The sequence below is a fragment of the Kamptonema formosum PCC 6407 genome (assembly GCF_000332155.1).
GTDB classification, from domain to species: domain Bacteria; phylum Cyanobacteriota; class Cyanobacteriia; order Cyanobacteriales; family Microcoleaceae; genus Kamptonema; species Kamptonema formosum.
Map to the genome: position 1 here is coordinate 1,542,261 of NZ_KB235903.1, position 20,761 is coordinate 1,563,021.

Here is a 20,761-nt window from a genome sequence, read left to right on the forward strand (position 1 = left end):
GTTAAGGATTTAAAAAGTCTAAATGTTCGCCGGGGAGCGATCGCAACTTCTCCACCGATCCTTCCAGCTTCAAGCGACCTCGATCTAACATTACAATCCAATCAGCTCGATTAATCACTCTCGGCCTGTGGCTAATCAAAATCGTAGTTTTCCCCCAGCGGTGCAGTAATAACTGTTCCAGCACTTGAGTTTCAGTCGCGGGATCTAGCCCAGCAGTAGATTCATCTAAAATCAAAATTGGTGGGTTGTTGACAATGGCGCGTGCGATCGCTAATCTTTGTCGCTGACCCCCAGAAATATTCGCGCCAAATTCCCCCAAAATAGTTTGATATTTCTCAGGTAATTTGCTAATAAATTCATCAGCACCAGCAATTTTACAAGCTTTAACAATCTCTTCAAAGGGAACCTCTGGATTTCCTAAACGGAAATTTTCTAAAATAGACCTACTCCAAAAATGTGCTTCTTGAGGAACTAAAACCACCTGCTTTCTAAGACAATCGAGAGAAAGGTCTTGCAAATTATAAATACCGATTCTAATATTGCCAGATTGCAAGGGATACAAACCAGCAATAATTTTAGCTAAGGTACTTTTTCCACAACCAGAAGGGCCAATCAAAGCAATCGCTTGACCACCTGGTAAAGTAACAGAGAAATCTTCTAGCAAGTCAATTCTACCAGGGTAATGAAAATTAATACTACTACAAACAATATTATGGCGATTGGTAATGTCTACAAAAGGTTTATCAGCGTCACCTTGGGTTTCTGGCGTAGCATCGATCACTTCCGCTAAGCGACTTGTCGCAGTCTGAACGCGGGTAATTTCATCAGCAAATCCTACTAATGTATTCACCCACGTTGTCACATTTTGATTCATGCTGATAAAAGCTAGCAATTGACCGATACTCAATTCTTTATTAATCACTAATCCGCTGCCTAGCCATAGTAAACCAATACTACCTGAACTACTGACAAATCCCGAAAAAATATTATTGATAATCCCAATTTGCATAGTACGGAAGGTAAGATTTGCTAGACGACCAAAGCGGCTTTGTAATTCTTCCCAAAATTGTTGAGTGCTGCTAGTAGTTTTCAGAGTTAAAGCACCTTTAAAAGTTTCGACCATCACACCTTGCGTTTCAGCTTCTAAAACCAATAAACTACGAGTTTTTTGTCTGAGGATAGGGAGAAAAGCTAGAGTTGATAATGTCATTAAAACTGCTACGATTGTAGCCGCAAAGGTAAGCTGTACGCTATACATGAGCATAAAAGCTAAGGAAACTATAGCCATAAAAAACTGGCTAGGTAAACTCACCAATACTTCCGAAGCCAATTGATTAATTTCTTGGATATCGTTTAATCTACTAATGATTTCGCCGCTACGTCTGGATTCATAGAAACTTAAAGGCAATCGGAGAAACTTGCGTCCGAATTCCATCACTAATCCTAGTTCTAGGCGTTGGGAAAAGTGGGCAATTAAATTTGACTGCACTAATTCTAAGCTGCTACTGAAAATGTTCATAATTACAACTGCGATCGCCACACTAGCTAGCAGTTGAGTATCGCCGCGAACGAGGACATCATCAGTGAGAATTTGAATCAGAAAAGGCGAAGCAATGGAAAGCAAACCTAAGACAATGTTCAGTATCAATGCTTCAATTAAAACTTTTCGATAAGTCCAAGTTCGCCTGAGCCACCTTTGTAGAGAACTTGCCGATTGCTGGTCATAATTATGGGCAAAAAATCTATCTGGATCTGGTTCGAGGAGCAAGCAAACCCAATCTGTCCAACCTTCGATTAACTCTTGTTTAGAAATGTAGCGGATTCCTACTGCGGGATCTGCGATCGCATATTTTTTCCCCTGCTTACCATACAAAACTATCCAGTGAGTACCATACCAGTGAATAATTGCTGGTAAAGGTGCTCCATCGAGCTGGTCTAAAATAGTAGGTGCTGCTCGTACAGAGCGCGCATTAAAACCAATAGTCTCAGCTCCCTGTTTTAGACCTAATAAAGTCGTTCCTTGTTGACCAGTTCCTACAGTTTCTCGTAGGCGGCTAATTGGGAAGATTCTACCATAATATTTAGCAACTGAAGCAAGACAAGCGGCTCCACAATCTTCTTCGCTTTGCTGTAGAACAACTTGGTATTTCATAAAACGATTTACTTGCCCATAGGAGGGAGTACCCTGGAAAAATGGAATCAGGTCTAACATTGGTAATTGGTAATTGGTAATTGGTAATTGGTAATTGTTAACTGTTAACTGTTAACTGTTAACTGTTAACTGGTAACTGGTAATTTACGTTTAATTATTAGGACTTATGCAGGTCGTCTCAGAAACCGGTTTTTTTGACGAAAATACTTCGTTGTTACCCACAGATTCTCTCAAAAACCCGGTTTCTTTGGTTGGGTGCGTAAGTTCTATATGTTTTACCTATTTTCACTAACGACGAACAACTAACGACGAACAACTAACCACTAACAACTAACGACGAACAACTAACCACTAACCATTACCTATTACCCATTACCAAATCAGAAAAAAGCACCTATAAAATTACAGGCGCTTTATCCAATTCACAATTTCAATACCGCCCATCTCGAATTTTAACGGTATCTCACAACCACCATTGTTCTATAAGCTCGTTCCCGGCGCGGATAGTACATATAGTGCTGGCGCGGGTTCTGGTTCCTATTGTAAGCAGGGCGCTCAGAATTAGAGTATCGACAGTTGCCATAAGCACCGTTAATGGTGGCAGATTCTTCAGCAGTCAGTTCTGTAAACAGCGAGTCGTTTTGAGCTTCTTGCATGATTTATTTCCTTTGGTTTGATTGTCTGAAAAATTAGTAGTTAGAACTCACGCATTTTTACGAAAATATGTCATTGCAAGCCAAGAATTGCAATCCTCATGATATTGCTTCTATGTACTCGCAATGACAAGCAATCTTGGCGTAAGTCTTAGTAGTAATACTGCACGACTGCACTAAATGTAATCGTGCCTCTGCTGCGCCTGTAGTTGTGACGGCGGGAGTATTCCTCCTGATAGTGGCGGCGACGGGGATACTGATAGACATAGCTACTATTGTAGCCATAACGACGACGGCGGTGAGACGCACCATTGACGCTGAGCGCTTCTTCATCAGTGAGTTCGCTGAAGAGTGTTTGGTTATTTGTTTGTTCCATGATTAACTCCGTTTAAGTAGACTGAATCCTGAAAAATATCAGGAATTTGTGCGGATTTGTGGCTCTACCCTGTGAATTCTGATCCAGACTTCTAAAGCTATCCTTGGTATCCGGACAGCTTGGGAGAAATATGCCAAAATTAAGTAGGCGATAGGTTAAAATGTCTCGCACTCCTCAACCCAGACCGCTTCATTCTTTACAAAGTGATGAGTTTTTACCCCCTTTGAGTCGTTGGATGACTTTGGGAGGGGTGTTTCTGGTAGGAACCTTTGGGGCGGCGATCGCACTTGCTAGTGTTACGAAGTACAGCTCAACTGTAAGGGCGGCGGCGATTGTTCGTCCGGCGGGAGAGGTGCGAATTGTCCAGGCGGCAACGGAAGGAACGCTGGAAAGTATCACTGTAAGTGAGAATCAGACGGTGAAGGCAGGGGATGCGATCGCGAAAATTGATAGTTCTCGCCTCCGCAGTCAAAAAAACCACTTGCAAGACAATATTCAGCAATGCGAGATGGAATTAAATCAAATAAATAAGCAAGTTAATGATTTAGAAAATCAGATTTTTGCTACTTTACAATCAAAGCAACCTCCAAATACTACTCAGGTAATTATTGAAGAATCTGTGGAATCTGCGCTTGTACGATTATCAGCATCTATACCAGATATTGCTCAGCAACTTGCGAGAGATTGGCGAACTTTGAGTGTCAAACGATCTGATATTCAAAAGCAAATTATTCAGGGTAGGAAAGAACTAGAACAAATTGCAGTTAAACTGGAAAATAGTGTAGTTAAAGCACCTACAGATGGTACAATTCTGAAAATGGAATTGCGAAATCCCGGACAGATGGTGGAATTAGGTGCTGCGATCGCGCAGATTGTTCCTAGTGATGTACCGCTTGTAGTTAAGGCTAGAGTTGCGGCTCAAGATATTGGTCAAGTTAAACTCAATCAACCCGTACAAATTCGGATTTCTGCATTTCCTTATCCAGATTATGGTACGTTGAAAGGTAAAGTTAGTGGGATTTCACCGGATGCGATCGCACCTCAAAATTCTAGTAGTGGTGAAGCTTATTATGAAGTGATCGTTCAGCCAGAAAGAGCTTATTTAGTTAGACAGGGTTCTGGTAGCAGTGGCTATTTTTTAGGAACGCAAAAGGCTGATGCTGCACATCAATATCCGATTCAGTCGGGAATGGAAGGAAGAGCTGATATTATTGCTTCACAAGAAACAGTTTTAAAATTTGTAATGAGAAAAGTGAGGTTACTTGCTGATTTTTAAGGCTATGGTTAGGGGCTAGGGGCTAGGGTAAGAAGGGGGAGATGGGGGAGATGGGGAGGATAGGGAGATTAGCAATTAGCGATTAGCAATTAGCAATTAGCAATTAGCCATCTAATCTTTCCACAAAACAATACCTCCCAATAACCCGTTCACATTCGGTACAACTTTAACATTTGGCGGCAACTCCATAGTAATTTTTTTAGTATTGCCACCGCCGATATAAAGACAGTCGCAATTAAACAGATTTTGAAGAGTAGCGATCGCTTTTTCCAAACGACGGTTCCACCTTTTTTGACCGACTGCATCTAAGGCCGCGCGGCCTAACTGTTGTTCGTAAGTTTCTCCCTTGCGAAAAGGATGGTGTCCCGCTTCCAAATTGGGTACTAATTTGCCATCCACGAATAGGGCCGAACCAAAACCAGTACCAAGAGTAATGACTAATTCCACGCCATGACCAGAAATTGCCCCCATTCCCTGCATATCTGCATCGTTGACAACCCGGACTGGTTTACCTAAGCGATCGCTAAGAGTATTTCCAAAGTCAAATCCGACCCAATCCGGGTCTAAATTTACGGCCGTTTTAGTAATACCGTTGGAAACTACACCAGGGAAACCCACAGACACGCGCTCAAACTCGCCTTGTTGGGCAACTAAAGATGCGATCGCAGCGAGTACAGGTTCCGGTTTAGCCGGTTCAGGCGTTTCCACTCGCGCTCGTTCCGCGATCGGTTGGCCTTCTTCGTTTAAAATCATCACCTTGATGCCGCTACCGCCAATATCAACGGCGAGAGTGCGAACAGATTTATCTTGTGTTGTCATTTGGTCGTACTCAAACAGATAAGTTAATCAGATTTTAACTTTGAATTGGCAAAAATTTTGCATCTCCTCCCAAATTTCAGGAAGAACATTTGTCAAGGCATGATCGCTATTTAATTCGATTAACTGCACCCAAGGACGTTGATCGGCAAAATCTCTGCTAGATTGAATTGGTATGACTTCATCATCTTTGCCGTGAAAAATTAAGGTCGGCACGGGGCGCTGCAAATCTTCATCTCGATATTGAGCTATATCGATCGCAAATTGATAATGTAATGGTAGATACTGATTTTTGCCGTAGTGGTACACAGATAAATATCCTTCTGACTGCCACTTAGCAAGCTGCTCATCTCCTAATTTCGGCAACCAATGTGATAAAAACCCAAAAGCTGGCGCTAGTAAAATTATCCGTTGCACTTCTATATTTTGCTGTGCCAGAATTGCTGCTGTTAGCCCGCCAAAACTAGAACCAATTAATCCAATTTTCCCTTTGTCAACACTAAGTTGAGATTTTTCTAATTGTCGAAATTCAGCCTCAACTTGTTGAAGTTGTCGTGTTAGAGTCAGATGGGAAAAATCCCCTTGATTGAGATCGGGTAATTTCAGGTTAATTCCTAGCTCGAAAAAGCGATCGCTCAGATATTCTGCCTTGGCAGACTGAGGACTAGAAGCAAACCCGTGCAGATAAATATAGTTACAATAATCTTCCTGAGTCATGACATAAGTAGCTCCACCTAATTATAGGAATTACGCAAAACTGTTTGTAACGCCGCCGTCCCAGTGGTAAAGATACCACAGAGACGGCAGCGTTACAATATTAATGCGTAAGTCGCGTAAATGTTACTTTCTAGCTATCACCGCTGAGGTCTATTTCCACCTCTATTCTGATTGGTAACATTCTCCCGACGCTCTTGCATCAGTTGTGCCAATTGACGGCGCTGCTCTGGGGTTAAAACTTCCCGCATCGCCAGCATAATATCAAATTGCAACTCTGCCATCCGCTGTCCATCCGCTAAAACTTGACGGTGTTTTTCGCGAATTTGACTCTCCGAAGCAGTACCGCTCATCATATTCATTAACTCTTGTCGAGAATTACGCATTGCTTCTCGGCGCTGAGTAATTTGGTCTTTATATTGATTGCGAATTGCCTGCATTTTCTGCTTTTGATCGGCGGTTAAATTTAGTTTCTCAAACAACTGACCGCCATCGCGCATGGGAGGGCCTGGCTCCTGTGGAGCTTGAGCAATTGTTTGAGGTAATTTAGGAACTGCGATCGCAGCAGTGCTCCCTAGAGAGAGCATTAAAAAGGCTAAAGCTGAAAAACGGCGCAATAACATGAATGTCACCTATTTGATATTGGTTAGTTGTTAGTTGTTAGTTGTTGATTGTTGGTTGTCAGTTGGAACTGTCATCGGTAGCAAATTAGAATCGCTGACACCTCCATCCCAATTACTGAGAAGAAATGCTTCTAGGTGAGCTTCTTCAGTAGCACTAAGTCTTGTAGGAGTTAGAGTATGATAGCCAGACCAAGCAACTAACAAGCTAGCAGCAATAGCAGGGGGAAATACCCACAAGCGATTTTTAATTTTTGCTTTCCCCTTAGCAAATAGCGATAAGATAGGTGAATTTTTAATTGTATCTTTATCTCTATTTGTAACTAAGCTTTTTCCTTCTATAGCTACCATTATTCTTTGCTCTAAATCTGGTGCTTCTTCAGGAAGAATTGGACGATATTGCTTTAAAAAGCTAACTAATTTTTGGTCGCTAATTGGTTCATTCATAGCTGCACTCCTTCTTGTTGTAAAAATTCTCGCACAGTAGCTCTAGCACGAAACAGTCGAGATTTAACAGTTCCAATAGGCACTCCCAAAATTTGAGCAACGTCTTTTTGGGGAAGGTCTTCTAAGTCGTGCAGCACTAAAACACTGCGGTGCTCAAAGCTGAGTTTTTCTAAGCCTCGCTTGACTAAATCTTGATAGTGTATCTGCATTAAATCAAAGTCTACTGAGATTTTTGAGTTGGCATCCACACTAAGATTTTCCTCTATTGTCAGTTTAGAATTAAACGATCGCTGCTGGGCAAATGCTTGCCTTTGATCCGCAGCAACATTCCAGGTAATTCTATAGAGCCAAGTGGAAAAGTTGTCTCGCTGTTTGAGTTTGGGTAGTCCTTTCCAGACTCGTAAAAATACCTCTTGTACTAAATCATCTAAGAAAAATTGACCGCAAAGTTGGTAAAGGGTCGATCTGACTTTGTTTTGATAGCGTCTGTACAGGTGGCGAAAGCAGGTGCGATCGCCTTCCAAGCACTGAGCGATTAGGTACGAGTCAGAGTAACCGGGTATGGCATCGGTTGGCACAGCTAACACCAGCAGAGTCTCCTCTCCAGTTTGATATCTTACGGGTTTAGACAGTGGATCTCGAAAAAAGGTTCAATCTGAGATCTAGCAGCAATAGCCAGAGTGCTAAGATACCTGTGTAACAGCGGCAATTATGTCATTTTTTCTGGGCTGATGTGAATTATGGTTGCGGTGTGACCGAAGGGTTAGGAATCGCGATCGATCCTGCGATGATTGATAAATTGGCTGTGCCTGTTGGGGTGTAGTTGGTGATGGGAAGTCTTTTTTGATTGGATTTTTTAAGGGTGCGGAGTCCGCACTTTTTCTTTTTTTCTGACTTTTTCAAATAGTTCTCTCATCAACTACTCTAATGTGGGATATTCATCTTCATGAACGTACATTTCATTGGGACTCTTAAAGAAGTCTAATTCATCTCTACAGTATTTTGCGTGCTTCAATTCCTCTTCTGACCATTTATTGTTTTTTGTGTGCAACATTACCAGATCTGTTGAAGAACCATGTTTTGGTATATCCCCTGAAACATTTACACCGATACCAATCACTGTAAAACATTCGCTGAATCGACAAAGCGAGGCAACACATCTGGTTAGAAGCTTATTTTTGCGCTCTTCAAGCGTACTGTCGCTGTCATAAGCAAAAAAGACATACCCAACATTACTTAAGGGTGATTGAACAGATCGAGAGGATACACGCCCAGCCTTACTAAGTTCAAGAAATTTTTTGAAAGCACTACCAAGTATCCTCCTTGAAAATCGATGTTCTCGAACAAGGACACGAATAGCTAGTTCAGACTCAGACATATCTGGGCCAAGCCAATTCTCCCCATCAAATCCGCCATCACACAAGAATTCGATTAACCGATCCCAGGTATAACTTTCAGCATCTCTCTGCAATTTTGCCTTGAACTCAGGTTTATTGCTAAATCCCTCCCAGAGATCATCCTCAAGGATCATCATGTCTACTTCTGAGGGAAACTGACGACCATTATGCAAGTAAATAGCAAGCAAGTTTTCCTCGCCACCGTTGATAATAACTGATGTCTTTGATAAAAATTTCTCTGTGTCACTCAAATAATTAACGAAGTCACTTATAGTATCCAAATGACGAAGAAGTAAAAAAAATGATTTTTCGTCTAAGACGTGGTAAAATTCATCATTGCTATCATCAGGAGAACTGATAGGAACTTCTCTTTTACCACCAAAAGCAACTGCTATGCGATAGTAGATTCTTTCACCTTTTGAAGGAAGTTTCAAACCTTGAGAGCCATCTTTCTTAACAACATATTCCGCTTGTTCAAGCCATCGAATCGCACCCTTGATCTGTTTTATCGAGTCTTCAATAGCTTTTTTTTGCCAACGCTTCCAATCAACCGGGTCATCCGTATTCTTGAGTTGGATGTCTTTAACACTTATTACGATTACATGGGGTTCACATATTACTAATACATCACACAACTCTTTACCTGGAGTTTTTCCCTGCGGGTTAATGTAACTCCATAGTGACAGAAAAGACTTTTTGCATATATCGTACACAAACTGCTCAGACTTATTAACTGCGTCATTCATAAAATTGTCTCCTCTTATAAAAGATTAACCTTAACATTCTTTATCTTAAGCCGTTGTAGCATAGCTGTTAGCCTGCTTACACCCTCACCATTTCCTGCGTAAGTTCGGGAAACACTGGCTCAAACCGTAATACCATAATCTACTTTGATTGTAAACCAATAGATTCATAAGTGCGACCGTTGCGATCGCACTCTTCCTTAATCAATCTTACATCACTAACAGTAGAATGACGGTTTGGGCCGTTTCTCTAAAACCTATCGGACTATTGATGTGAATCAGATAAAAAGAGCATTTTTCCAGTAAGTATAAGTCTCATTTCCTATATGTTTTGCCTCTTCTTTGTAAATATCATCTAAACATTTTAAGAAGGCTTGAGCATAAGGTTTTAATCCCAGAATTGTCAAACTTGTGAGGATTCTCGTGACCCTCAAGTAATTGTGGTCAAATCTATTAATCCATTCAGTTTTTCTTTGTGAGTATTCATCTGATTTTGTAATTTCTATCTCATCACTTCCCCGATCGTTACATTGTAGTCCGTAAAACTTTAGCATGATTTTAAGGGACGTAATCAATCTATTTCTCAGGTTAGCGTTGGTTCTAAATGCTTGAATGATTTCCTCATTTAAAGTCGGTGCATAAGGGTTGAAACGACTTTTTTCTACCAAGGGAAATAGCCACTGAATATAATTATGTATTGCCTCTAGTTTCTGATAGTTCCATGACCACATCTCTTCGATCGTGCGACCGTCTGCGTTAGGTGTCTGACCACTATAAAAGGCTAAAATACCCCCTTTGGGATAATTTACTAAATCTTGTTTATCTGATTTAATATCCATTGTTTCAGAATCCCTAATTACATAAGTTATCGCAAAGTTACAAACTCTTCGGCTGTGGATGGATGGATGCCAATGGTAGCATCAAAGTCTTTCTTCGTAGCTCCCATATTAACCGCGATCGCCATACCCTGAATAATCTCCGCAGCATCTTTTCCTACCATGTGAACTCCCAAAATGATGTCAGTATTTTCCTCAACTATTAACTTAACAAAGGTTTTCTCATCAGCACCAGTCAAACTGTGGAACATGGGGCGAAATTTACCGCTATAGCATTTGATTGAATCCCCAAATTTTGCTCGCGCTTGTGCTTCTGTCAGACCAACGCTAGCAGATTCTGGTTGAGAAAACACCGCAGAAGCTACATTTTTATGACTAATCGCTCTAGGGTTATTGCCAAATTCAGTATCGGCAAAAGCTCGACCTTCGCCAATAGCAACTGGTGTTAAATTTATCCTATTTGTACAGTCTCCAACGGCAAAAATATGAGGCTGGCTGGTACGACTATTTTTTGTAACTGCGATCGCGCCTAAGACTGTCTCAACTCCCGCCTTCTCTAAACCCAATCCCTCTAAATTTGGACTGCGACCAGTAGCACAAAGTAAAGCGTCTACTGTTATTGTTCCTTGGCAAGCTCCCCACAATCTTAATTTTAAACCCTCTGGCGTTTTTTCAATTTGCTCAACAGCGCTTTCTGTCAAAAATTCTACCCCATGTTTAGTCATTCCTTCTTGAATGTTGGAGCGGATATCTTCGTCAAAACCGTTTAAAATTAAGTCTCGCCTGATGATTTGATTAACGCGACTTCCTAACCCGTTCATAATGCAGGCAAATTCAACGCCAATGTAGCCGCCACCCCAAATTGCAATCCGCTTTGGCTGTTCTTTTAGCAAGAATATCTCGCGAGATGTGATGCTGTGTTCTATTCCGGGAATGTTGGGTTTGACTGCTTCGCCACCTACTGCAATTAAGATTTTCTCTGCTGTGATTTTGCGATCGCCAATTTCGACAGTGTGGGGGTCTACAAATTTGGCGAATCCCGAAATCAATTCAACTCCGGCTTTTTCCAGCAAGCTGATGTGCAGTTTACTCAACCTGCGGACTTCGTTATCTACGGCTGTTACGAGTTTTAGCCAATTAAAGCTACTCTCCACTTCACTCCATCCGTAACCGATCGCATCTTGATAAAGGTGCGAGAAACTAGAAGCGTAGACCATTAGCTTTTTGGGTACGCAGCCGCGAATTACGCAAGTACCCCCAACGAGATCCCCTTCTGCGATCGCAACTTTCGCTCCGTAACTAGCCGCCCTTTTAGAAGCCGCCAATCCCCCAGACCCCGCGCCGATCGTAAACAAGTCATAATCGTATGCCATAATTGTTATCTCCTCTACTATTAAGATTGTAATAAATTTGCTCTTGATTTTTTTAAATTGTCTCTCAAAATTTTTATTTTTTCTGTGAAAACCACTTGCATTTATTAACTTGACATGATATTATTTTATAATGGAAATCTGTCCGAATTTTTTATTTTTTTCACCATCCCATTATTTAAATAATACCACAATAGACCATCAAAACATATATAAAAATGTAACATTTTTTGCCGTCACCAGCCTCAATTATCAACTTTTGCTGTTTATTGCCAAAATTTTTAACCAAGATTAAATCTAACAAAACTTACGGGATCTCTGCCATTTGCTATCATTCCGAGGTCATTTACTCAGGACTTACGCAAAAATATGTGTAACGCCGCCATCCTCGCGGTTTCTTTAATTTAAAATGGTTATTGTCAGCAAAAAACTACCAACCAAATATCTCAATCAGGAAATAAATCATGTCAAAACAACCATCAGAAAACATCAATGCTTCCCAGATCAACCCTGATACAGGATTTCTCGATCCTGCCAACATCAGATTAATCTCCACTCCCCCCATCGACCCAGCAGATGACCCATTATTCGACCCCAACTTTTTTAACCTCACAAATGATGAGGACGTAGTTTCTCTCGCACCTCGTATTCTACGTTCTACTCCAGGAGGTTTAATTGCTCTAGCTGGAAATGATTTTGTCAAAGGATCTGACGAGCCCGAATTAATCAACGGAAATGCAGGCGAAGACACCTTAGTTGGTAGCGGTGGAGACGATACTTTGCGAGGCGGTATAGATTTTGACCAACTTTATGGAGGGAGTGGCAACGACATTCTCAACGGGAATAAAGAAGACGATTATATTATTGGAAATGAAGGAAACGATGTGTTGCGCGGTGGCAAAGGCAATGACAATTTAGTAGGTGAGGAAGATAACGACACCCTGATAGGTGATGGGGGTATCGATAAGCTTTGGGGAGGTGCAGGTGAAGATATTTTTGTGCTATCGAAAGATTCAGCCGTCCCCAATCAAGAAGTAGGTTCCCTTCAACCCCGGTCTAATAACGATCAGTTTATTATTGACCCAGTTATTGCCGATTTTATTTTAGACTTCACTCCTGGTTCTGGAGATGCGATCGGCTTGACTGGAGGAATGACACAGGACGATATTGTTGTCACGGAAAGGTTTTTAACAATTGGCGATCGCAGAGATTTTGACAGCAGAGGCCCTTTTCCTTTGGGAATCCCAAGAACTTTGGATTTTCAATTAGAAAATATTAAGGTATCGGTAATTAGGGAAACCAGCAGTGGCAATATTCTAGGCATGGTCAAGAATATCTCTCCCGAACAACTTAAGTTTGTATCTATCTCAGATCGAACACTAGGTTTAGGGTAAAACAGTAGTTTGTTAACTGTTAACTGTTAATTGGTAATTGGTAATTGGTAATTGGTAATTGCTAATTACCCATCTCCCCCATCTCCCCATCCTCCCCATCCTCCCCATCTCCCCCCTGCTCCCCTGCTCCCCCGCCCCCTCTCTTTCCCTAGCCCCTAGCCCCTAGCCCCTAGCCCCTCTTTTTCAGGCTGGTATGATTACAGTAAAAGTTGAACCCTTACCCAACTCACTTTTTACTGTAATCTCTCCTCCCATCATCTCGCAGAACTTCTTTGCGATCGCCAACCCCAAACCAGTACCACCGTATTTGCGTGTAGTTGAAGGATCTGCCTGCATAAAAGGTTGAAATAGCCTTTGCAACTGCTCTGAACTCATGCCGATACCAGTATCAGTGCAATTAAAAATTAAAAAATCATAATCAGCGATTAAAGTTTTAGATAAATCATTTTCAACATCTGATTCCCTATCTTTCAATTTTTCTGATTCAATTGCTACTCTTTCCCTACTCACAGTCAGCGAAATCGTACCATCATGAGTAAACTTAGCCGCATTACTGAGTAAATTAAACAAAATCTGTCGCACTTTCGTTTGGTCTGAGTGCATAAATCCAATATCTTCTCCATACTGTACATTCAGGCGATTAGCATTTTTGATCAATAGTGGCTCAACAGTTGCTACTACATCTCGGATCGTAGCCCTCACATCAAACGTCATCAACTCCATCTCCATCCTGCCTGCTTCAATCTTAGACAAGTCCAGAATTTCGTCAATCAATCCCAGTAAATGCTTGCCTGCTTTGTAAATATTTTTCACATCGCAAACAAATTCTTCCTCACCTAAATCTTCAGCATCCTCTTGCAACATCTCGCTATAGCCAATGATCGCGTTGAGGGGAGTTCTCAACTCGTGACTCATGTTAGCAAGAAATTGGCTCTTGGCTAAATTGGCAGCTTCAGCAGCCTCTTTAGCCTTATACATTTCCTCTAGTACCCGTTTGCGGTCAGTAATATCGCGGACAACGGTACAAATAATTTCTCTACCGCCGTAAGAAATTAAATTAGCATTCACTTCAACATCAACAAGAGAACCATCTCGGCGGCAGTAAATCACTTCGCCTAGCCTGCGCTGTTTTCTTCTGATCAACAGCTCAATATTGCGGTTAACTGTATCTTTATCGTGAACAGTAATATCGTAAACAGTGAGATTCAAAATATCATTAAGAGTATAGCCCAGTAAATTTATAAAAGCTGTATTAGCTTCTAAAATGCGTTTAGTTTTAGCATCAAACAAAAAAATACTATCCGAGGCCTGCTCAACTACAGCGCGATAGCGTGCTCTTTCCTCTATTTGTTCGCTCTCAGCTTGCTCGATCTCCGCTAGCATTCCATTAATAGTGCTACCAAGGCTCGATAATTCATCTCTACCAGCCACAGACAAGCGGAGCGAGAGGTCTTTGCTAGTGCTAATCCGGTTCACCCCTCGTGTTAGATAGCTCAATCTAGACAAGACTTGGCGCTCTAATAGCAGTATAATACAGCCGCTAAACCCTACCCCCACTAGGACTACAGAGGCAAGCAAATAATGTAAGCTCCTTTGACCTTGCTGATAGATTTCTCTAGGGATATTCACTTGCAATAGTAGTGCTGGTTGACCATAAATATCTTTCAGTAGGGCGTATCCTGCAAGTGAATTTTCATTTATTGGGCTTACTAAAATTGGTTTTTTATCAGATAGAGTATTTCGTACAACTTTGAAGTCTGCTGGTAGCTGAGGCTCATTAATACTATGAACGGTGAGGGGAAAGCGGGTAATTTTAGACAACCGATTAATGGCAGTAGCATCTAGATTTCGACCAAAGATAAGCGTACCTCGGATTGGGCCTGTTCCTTGAGTATTTACAATCGGTTGTGAAGTAATCAGCATCGGCCCTGAAGGCAGCAGAATAATGCCGGAACGCTTGCTTTGGGGGGTGGGATGTTTTAACAGAAGATCGTTAACATTTAGGTGAGATTTTAATATCTCTGGTATCGGTGTATTTTCGCCCTTTTTGGTGTCAAAACCAGTACCGTAGATCGTCTTTCCAGAAGTATTAATAAACAAGGAAAGATTGACGTTTAAGTTTCCTAGCGCTTCGGGCGCTAAATTCGAGTTAATATATTCTTTGTTAGCATCTTGAATAAAAGTATATGTGTCATCCCACGCTGACCAATCAGCAAAGCGGGAGTTAAAGTCACTTTCCGTTTGGCTAAATACGCTCAGCACTCCATTGACAACTTGACGAGCTTCCTGTTCTTCGGCTTTCTTGAGACTCCTCAGAAGGATTGTTGAGGATGTCAAGTAAAGAACGCTAGTTAATCCAGCGAGGGTAACACCAATTATTAATAGTGTCTTATGACGAAGTTTCATCTTTTTTCCTGCCTGGATACTCCTGTCATATCTGTATTCAGGTTGACAGTGAGAGAAAAGGCTTGCTCAGTATATATGCTTCTCCACGATTAGTCCTAAAGCCGGAACTCAGGAGAAATCTTTCACTGCCAATCTTTAGAGGGCGATTGCTCAATAATACCTCTCTCTAAGGGGATGCGGGAGATACGGAGATGGGGGATGGGGAGCGGGGGAGAGGGGGAGCAGGGGGGATGGGGGCAACTTAATCAATTAAAAATTAAAAATTAAAAATTAAAGCCTACAATTTTTAATTTTTAATCGATCGGAGGGGGATGAAGTCAACTAGATACAATATCTCTTTTTTGTCATTCTCGTTACAGAATTTTCTGAAGTATTGATTTAATAAGGCTTTCGCCTTGAAGTTTTAGCTACCAAGCTCATCTTTTAAATTTGAATAAAACTATACCCGACTTTTTTTGTCGGGTATGTTTGACAACATTTTGAGCTCGTGTTACTATCCACACAGAGTCGAAAACCACCGTAGAAAGTAGGGAGTCCACCCATGACCCAAGCAACCAAAACCAAATCCACATCAGCAACTGCTGTCAGCCTCAAGTGCAAAGAATGTGGCGCAGAGTATGAACTCGAAGCTAAGCACGTTTGCGACCTGTGTTTTGGGCCGCTGGAGGTTAAATACGACTACGATGCTATTCGTCGCACCGTTTCCCGCCAAACTATCGAAGCTGGCCCTAACTCGATTTGGCGCTACCGCTCCTTTTTACCAGTCGCTACAGATAATGTTATTGATGTCGGCACGGGTATGACTCCCTTGCTTAAGTCTCACCGTTTAGCTCGCCGCCTGGGTCTAAAAAATCTTTATATTAAAAATGATGCTGTCAATATGCCCACTCTCAGCTTCAAAGATAGAGTGGTGTCAGTCGCTCTTAGTAGAGCTAGAGAATTGGGTTTTACTACTGTTTCCTGTGCTAGCACTGGCAACTTAGCTAATTCTACAGCGGCGATCGCAGCCCATGCCGGTCTAGATTGTTGTGTCTTCATCCCCTCCGACTTGGAAGCGGGCAAAATATTAGGCACTCTGATCTACAACCCAACGGTAATGGCAGTTCACGGCAACTACGACCAAGTTAACCGCCTCTGCTGTGAAGTAGCCAATACACACGGCTGGGGATTTGTCAATATCAACCTGCGTCCCTACTACTCCGAGGGTTCTAAAACTCTTGGCTATGAAGTAGCCGAACAGTTAGGCTGGCAATTGCCAGATCACATCGTCGCTCCCTTAGCTTCTGGCTCCCTCTTCACTAAAATTTACAAAGGTTTTCAAGAATTTACAGAAGTCGGGTTAGTGGAAGGTAAGAAAGTGCGGTTTAGCGGAGCTCAAGCAGACGGTTGTTCGCCGATCGCTCAAGCATTCCGCGAAGAACGGGATTTCGTAACGCCAGTCAAGCCGAATACAATTGCTAAATCGATCGCGATCGGCAACCCCGCAGACGGCATCTACGCCTTAGAAATTGCCCGGAAAACAGGCGGTAACATCGAATCCGTCAGCGATGCCGAAATCATCGAAGGCATGAAATTATTAGCGGAAACTGAAGGTATCTTCACCGAAACCGCAGGCGGAACTACGATCGCAGTCTTGAAAAAACTCGTAGAAGCTGGCAAAATTGACCCCGAAGAAACCACCGTCGCCTACATCACCGGCAACGGCTTGAAAACCCAAGAAGCCGTCCAAGGATACATCGGCGAACCGATTACCCTAGAGCCGAAATTAGAAGCATTTGAGCGTGCCCTAGAACGTGCTCGGACGCTCGATCGCTTAGAATGGCAAGAAGTGAGCGTCTAATTATCATTTGTTAGTTGTTAATGGTTAGTGGTTAGTGGTTAATTGGAAAATACAACTACAACCAACAACTAACAAGTAACAACTAACAACCAACAACTAACAACCAACAACAAACCATGACTGTCAAAGTTTTAATTCCCACACCCTTGCAAAAATTCACCAACAATCAAGCCACTATTGAGTGTGGAGGCGGCAACATTGTCGAACTGATTGAAGCACTAGAAACCAATTGTCCCGGCATCAAAAAAAGCCTCTGTGACGAACAAGGTGAACCCCGCAGATTTTTGAACTTCTACGTTAATAGCGAAGATATCCGCTTTTTGGATGGCTCAAAGACTGAACTCAAAGACGGAGATGAAGTTAGCATCGTCCCTGCTGTTGCAGGCGGCTAATTAATTAATGATTAATCGCAGATGAACGCAGATGATTATCAAATCTATCTGCGTTTATTTTTTTTACATCTAAACCAATTTTCAATCACCTAGACAGATTCCAAGTCCGCGAGCCGTTTTAACTAGAGTACCTTTGGGATTGACTGCACTGTATTTCGCGATCGCATCGCTAAGCGGAACGCTAACCACTTCTCGCTTTTGCCAAGTTACCATCTGGTCATATTTCCCCTCAGCAATTAAATCAACTGCGGCCACGCCAAAAGCTGAAGCAATTAATCTTTCTAGCGGCGAAGGAGTTCCCCCGCGTTGAATATGTCCCAAAACAGTTACTCGCGTTTCCGCACCGCTACATTCAGAAATTGCATCAGCTAAATGCTGACCAATTCCCCCTAATCTGCGCTGTCCTAAGCGATTTGTATGTATCACTTGTTCGCCTTCTTCAGTGCGGACGGCCTCAGCGACAATAATTAAGCAGTAGTTTTTTCCCTGTTCTTGGCGTTCTTGGATTTTGGCACAGATATTAGATAATGTGTAAGGAATTTCAGGAATGAGAATTACATCTGCACCCCCAGCAATGCCGGCACTAATTGCAATGTGTCCAGCATCCCGTCCCATGACTTCCATAATCATCACCCGCGAATGGCTAGCGGCGGTGAAATGCAAGCGATCTAATGCTTCTGTGGCAATATTAACTGCGGTATCAAAACCGATGGAACGTTCGGTAATTCCAACATCATTATCAATAGTTTTAGGAATAGCAACTAAGTTGATATTGCCTTGTTGAGCAATTCGCTGGAGAATTGCTAGACTGCCGTCACCGCCAATGCCAATTAAGGCATCTAGTCCGAGTTGATTATAGCCTTCAATGATATCGGCGGTGCGATCGCACAAGCTGCCATCAGGCATGGGAAATGCAAAAGGATCTCCCTTATTTGTCGTGCCTAGCATTGTACCGCCAGCCGTGAGCCAAGGGTCAACTTTTTCAATATCGAGGGAAATTGCCTGTGGAGGACGGTTCATCAATCCGTTAGTGGCTTGACGAATTCCTAGAACTTCCCAATTATATGTTCCCGTTGCGCGGTAAACCACTGCTCGAATTACAGCGTTTAAGCCTGCACAATCTCCTCCACTGGTGAGGATGCCAATGCGTTTATGTTCTCCCATTCATACGCCCGTAATGCGATCAAGGCATTAGCATATCAAGTTTAGGGGTACGCCAAACGTATCTTAAAAAGATTGTAGACTTGGTGATGTCTACTGATTAACTTATGTAACAATAGAAGAAGGGGCTAGGGGCTAGGGGCTAGGGGCTAGGGAAGAAGGAAGAAGGAAGAGGGAAGAAGGGGAGACTGGGAGAATTTTTCCTCAATTAGCAATTAGCAATTAGCAATTAGCAATTAGCAATTAGCCATTACCCATTATCCAAAGTTTTAACAGTCAAAACCTGCGGCGGCGAAGCATCAGGCGGATAGAGAAAATCGACCTCAACAAGTCGTCTTTCTCCCGATGACATCTTCAATTTTACTAAAGGTTCCCCCTGCTGTCCACGCCGCTGCATTAAATGCACGTAGCGAGTTTGAGGAATTCTACTATCATCAGTGTAGCGAAGCCTTACTGTACCGCGAAAAAAGATTTGATTAGCTGGCGGTTCTAAAAAACTCAATCCTCCCAAAGTTAACCGATCTGTTTTAATTGGAGTTTGAATAGCTATAGTAATATTTTGAGTTTCGCTAGTAGAATTATCAAGGGGTAAACTAAGGTTATATTCAATTCCATAATTGCCGTGAGCAAAGTAGGCTGTATCTGAATATCTTACCAACATCCGAGCACTTTGCACTCGATCCGTGCCTAACATTCCGCGAGGAAGTGTAGATAAACCATAGGAAAAGGCTTTTCCTGGTTGGGGAATACTCAGTTTAGATTCACCAGATTTATCAACTAGGTTAGCTTGCCATCGCGAACCTAAAGCAACTCCAGCAACTCTCCCATAAATGATTCGATCTTCTGTTTTTTCCGGGGGAGTTGGCGCGAGATCGCGGGGCCCGGCAACATCACTATTCTCTAATAAATTTTCCCATTCTTCTAAACTAGGTGCGCGTTCATTTCCTAACGCATCCAGAGGCGCAAACATTGCCAAGTTAGCTATATAAATTTTACCATTACTTCGCAATCGCATCAAGGTAGAGCGCCCATTTAGCGGCGGTTCTAGTTCCCGTACTGGGATAGAATAATTCATTAAAATCTGGCTTTTTCCAGGTAAAATTATTAATTGTGCAGGCACATCAGATTGCCGCTTTCCTCTGAGGATATCACTCATCACGCGACTACCAGGCCCCGCGTAGATATTGCCATCAAGATTGTTTGCATAAGGCGGCAAATCGATAAAAGGTGCATCAGGTTGACTCAGATAGCTTGCGGCCTGTAAGACATCAACTTTCACTGGTTGATTGCTGGGATTGTGTAAAATCAATCCCTGGTATAATGTACGCAAATTTTCGGGCGACCCTTTAGCAATATGGTGAGCAAATATATCAAATCTTCCCTCAAAAGGAAAGTTTAGGTGAGCCTGGGGATATTGTTTGCCATTTGGGGGAAAAGTTGAAAGTAAAATCCCCTCTTTTAACACTAATTCTGGGCTATTACTGTTAAAGGTTGGTACATTATCTAACTGTCCCGGTAAAGGACGTACTTCTTGAATTTGGACAATTTCTTGAGGTGGAGGTGATGTTTGACTGAGGTGGATAATTGGTAAAAAAGGTAGCATTATTTTAACTTAGCTTTGTGTAGTTCTGCTCTCAAAAAAGAACCGCTTGTTTTTGCCAAAGATTCTTTAAACTATTTTACAGTCATATCTAGCTGTGCGATCGCCTTCTAATGATAAAATTTTATGAATCATTGGTACTAAAAGATTAATGACGCGACAGCCTCACGATCAATTTGCCAAACAGTATTTAGCTGAACTACTAGCATCACTAGGAGAAGTAAATGTTAGCCGCGAAGTAAGTGGCGAAGTTCGCCAAATCGATGTCTGGTTTGCACCCGCACCGCAACCTACTGGCGATCGGCAAAATTTAGGATTACTTGGTAAAATAGTATCGAGTCCATGTTTGCTGGAACCTTTTCGGAATCAACCCAGCAAAACAGAGATTCGTAGCTGTATCCTCAAACTATTTTCCCTGCAAAGTGAGTTGCAGCGGCAAGCTAGACGTGAGGATGATGCTATTACTGAAACTGAGTTACCTCAATTGTGGATTTTGACAACTTCAGCTTCGGCTAGCTTACTCGATAGTTTTCGATTTACACTAGATCTAGATAACTAGTGTCAAGGG

Annotated in this window: 20 protein-coding genes; 5 read left to right on the top strand and 15 right to left on the bottom strand. The window is 42.1% G+C overall.

Going from position 1 to position 20,761, the window contains the following annotated elements:
* Position 1 precedes the first annotated feature (1 nt).
* The 3 genes from OSCIL6407_RS0111685 to OSCIL6407_RS34205 form a co-directional block, all read right to left on the bottom strand.
* Positions 2 to 2,212 carry a peptidase domain-containing ABC transporter gene (locus tag OSCIL6407_RS0111685; protein ID WP_007353800.1) on the bottom strand — a complete coding sequence of 737 codons (2,211 nt, stop codon included), beginning with the start codon at positions 2,210 to 2,212 and terminating at the stop codon, positions 2 to 4.
* Positions 2,213 to 2,604: 392 nt separating this feature from the next.
* The gene (locus OSCIL6407_RS0111690) at positions 2,605 to 2,808 is read right to left on the bottom strand and encodes a hypothetical protein (protein ID WP_019487251.1); all 204 of its coding nucleotides are present in this window, start codon (positions 2,806 to 2,808) and stop codon (positions 2,605 to 2,607) included.
* Positions 2,809 to 2,956: 148 nt separating this feature from the next.
* Positions 2,957 to 3,181, bottom strand: coding sequence for a hypothetical protein (locus OSCIL6407_RS34205; RefSeq protein ID WP_007354379.1), 225 nt, complete (start codon positions 3,179 to 3,181; stop codon positions 2,957 to 2,959).
* A gap of 160 nt (positions 3,182 to 3,341) precedes the next feature.
* Here OSCIL6407_RS34205 and OSCIL6407_RS0111695 point away from each other — a divergent pair, with 160 nt between their 5' ends.
* Complete coding sequence (locus tag OSCIL6407_RS0111695; protein WP_007354380.1) at positions 3,342 to 4,457, top strand: HlyD family secretion protein; 1,116 nt, start codon at positions 3,342 to 3,344, stop codon at positions 4,455 to 4,457.
* A gap of 111 nt (positions 4,458 to 4,568) precedes the next feature.
* On the opposite strand, the gene OSCIL6407_RS0111700 is transcribed toward OSCIL6407_RS0111695, so the two are convergent.
* The 9 genes from OSCIL6407_RS0111700 to gor all read right to left on the bottom strand — a co-directional run bounded on the left by OSCIL6407_RS0111700 (position 4,569) and on the right by gor (position 11,403).
* Positions 4,569 to 5,276, bottom strand: coding sequence for an ROK family protein (locus OSCIL6407_RS0111700; protein ID WP_007354381.1), 708 nt, complete (start codon positions 5,274 to 5,276; stop codon positions 4,569 to 4,571).
* Positions 5,277 to 5,303: 27 nt separating this feature from the next.
* Positions 5,304 to 5,990: a YqiA/YcfP family alpha/beta fold hydrolase gene (locus OSCIL6407_RS0111705; protein WP_007354382.1), complete on the bottom strand. Its 687-nt coding sequence runs from the start codon at positions 5,988 to 5,990 to the stop codon at positions 5,304 to 5,306.
* Between the two features lie 137 nt (positions 5,991 to 6,127).
* Positions 6,128 to 6,610: a Spy/CpxP family protein refolding chaperone gene (locus OSCIL6407_RS0111710; RefSeq protein ID WP_007354383.1), complete on the bottom strand. Its 483-nt coding sequence runs from the start codon at positions 6,608 to 6,610 to the stop codon at positions 6,128 to 6,130.
* A gap of 30 nt (positions 6,611 to 6,640) precedes the next feature.
* Positions 6,641 to 7,054, bottom strand: a complete 414-nt coding sequence (locus tag OSCIL6407_RS0111715) for a hypothetical protein (protein WP_007354384.1) — start codon at positions 7,052 to 7,054, stop codon at positions 6,641 to 6,643.
* Positions 7,051 to 7,641, bottom strand: coding sequence for a sigma-70 family RNA polymerase sigma factor (locus tag OSCIL6407_RS0111720; RefSeq protein ID WP_007354385.1), 591 nt, complete (start codon positions 7,639 to 7,641; stop codon positions 7,051 to 7,053). Before OSCIL6407_RS0111720 ends, OSCIL6407_RS0111715 begins: the two co-directional genes overlap by 4 nt.
* A gap of 151 nt (positions 7,642 to 7,792) precedes the next feature.
* Positions 7,793 to 7,957: a hypothetical protein gene (locus OSCIL6407_RS35340; RefSeq protein ID WP_007354386.1), complete on the bottom strand. Its 165-nt coding sequence runs from the start codon at positions 7,955 to 7,957 to the stop codon at positions 7,793 to 7,795.
* Between the two features lie 16 nt (positions 7,958 to 7,973).
* Positions 7,974 to 9,197, bottom strand: coding sequence for an NERD domain-containing protein (locus OSCIL6407_RS0111725; RefSeq protein ID WP_007354387.1), 1,224 nt, complete (start codon positions 9,195 to 9,197; stop codon positions 7,974 to 7,976).
* Between the two features lie 275 nt (positions 9,198 to 9,472).
* Positions 9,473 to 10,033: an opioid growth factor receptor-related protein gene (locus tag OSCIL6407_RS0111730; RefSeq protein ID WP_007354388.1), complete on the bottom strand. Its 561-nt coding sequence runs from the start codon at positions 10,031 to 10,033 to the stop codon at positions 9,473 to 9,475.
* Between the two features lie 26 nt (positions 10,034 to 10,059).
* A complete protein-coding gene (gene gor / locus OSCIL6407_RS0111735) occupies positions 10,060 to 11,403 on the bottom strand; it encodes a glutathione-disulfide reductase (RefSeq protein ID WP_007354389.1) in 1,344 nt (447 codons plus the stop codon).
* 461 nt (positions 11,404 to 11,864) lie between these two features.
* Between gor and OSCIL6407_RS0111740 the strand changes: the two genes are divergently transcribed.
* On the top strand, positions 11,865 to 12,794 hold the full coding sequence (locus OSCIL6407_RS0111740; RefSeq protein ID WP_019487252.1) for a calcium-binding protein: 930 nt from the start codon (positions 11,865 to 11,867) through the stop codon (positions 12,792 to 12,794).
* Positions 12,795 to 12,977: 183 nt separating this feature from the next.
* Here OSCIL6407_RS0111740 and OSCIL6407_RS0111745 read toward each other — a convergent pair whose 3' ends face one another.
* Positions 12,978 to 15,200: a sensor histidine kinase gene (locus OSCIL6407_RS0111745; protein WP_007355856.1), complete on the bottom strand. Its 2,223-nt coding sequence runs from the start codon at positions 15,198 to 15,200 to the stop codon at positions 12,978 to 12,980.
* Positions 15,201 to 15,741: 541 nt separating this feature from the next.
* Between OSCIL6407_RS0111745 and thrC the strand changes: the two genes are divergently transcribed.
* Together thrC and OSCIL6407_RS0111755 are read left to right on the top strand one after the other, a co-directional pair.
* On the top strand, positions 15,742 to 17,040 hold the full coding sequence (gene thrC / locus OSCIL6407_RS0111750) for a threonine synthase (protein WP_007355857.1): 1,299 nt from the start codon (positions 15,742 to 15,744) through the stop codon (positions 17,038 to 17,040).
* A gap of 116 nt (positions 17,041 to 17,156) precedes the next feature.
* Complete coding sequence (locus OSCIL6407_RS0111755) at positions 17,157 to 17,432, top strand: MoaD/ThiS family protein (RefSeq protein WP_007355858.1); 276 nt, start codon at positions 17,157 to 17,159, stop codon at positions 17,430 to 17,432.
* Between the two features lie 81 nt (positions 17,433 to 17,513).
* Here the strand turns inward: OSCIL6407_RS0111755 and OSCIL6407_RS0111760 are convergent, their stop codons facing one another.
* Positions 17,514 to 18,596, bottom strand: a complete 1,083-nt coding sequence (locus OSCIL6407_RS0111760; RefSeq protein WP_007355859.1) for an ATP-dependent 6-phosphofructokinase — start codon at positions 18,594 to 18,596, stop codon at positions 17,514 to 17,516.
* Positions 18,597 to 18,843: 247 nt separating this feature from the next.
* Positions 18,844 to 20,196 carry a DUF3370 domain-containing protein gene (locus tag OSCIL6407_RS0111765; RefSeq protein WP_019487253.1) on the bottom strand — a complete coding sequence of 451 codons (1,353 nt, stop codon included), beginning with the start codon at positions 20,194 to 20,196 and terminating at the stop codon, positions 18,844 to 18,846.
* Between the two features lie 148 nt (positions 20,197 to 20,344).
* Here OSCIL6407_RS0111765 and OSCIL6407_RS38115 point away from each other — a divergent pair, with 148 nt between their 5' ends.
* On the top strand, positions 20,345 to 20,752 hold the full coding sequence (locus OSCIL6407_RS38115; RefSeq protein ID WP_019487254.1) for a hypothetical protein: 408 nt from the start codon (positions 20,345 to 20,347) through the stop codon (positions 20,750 to 20,752).
* Positions 20,753 to 20,761: the final 9 nt, after the last annotated feature.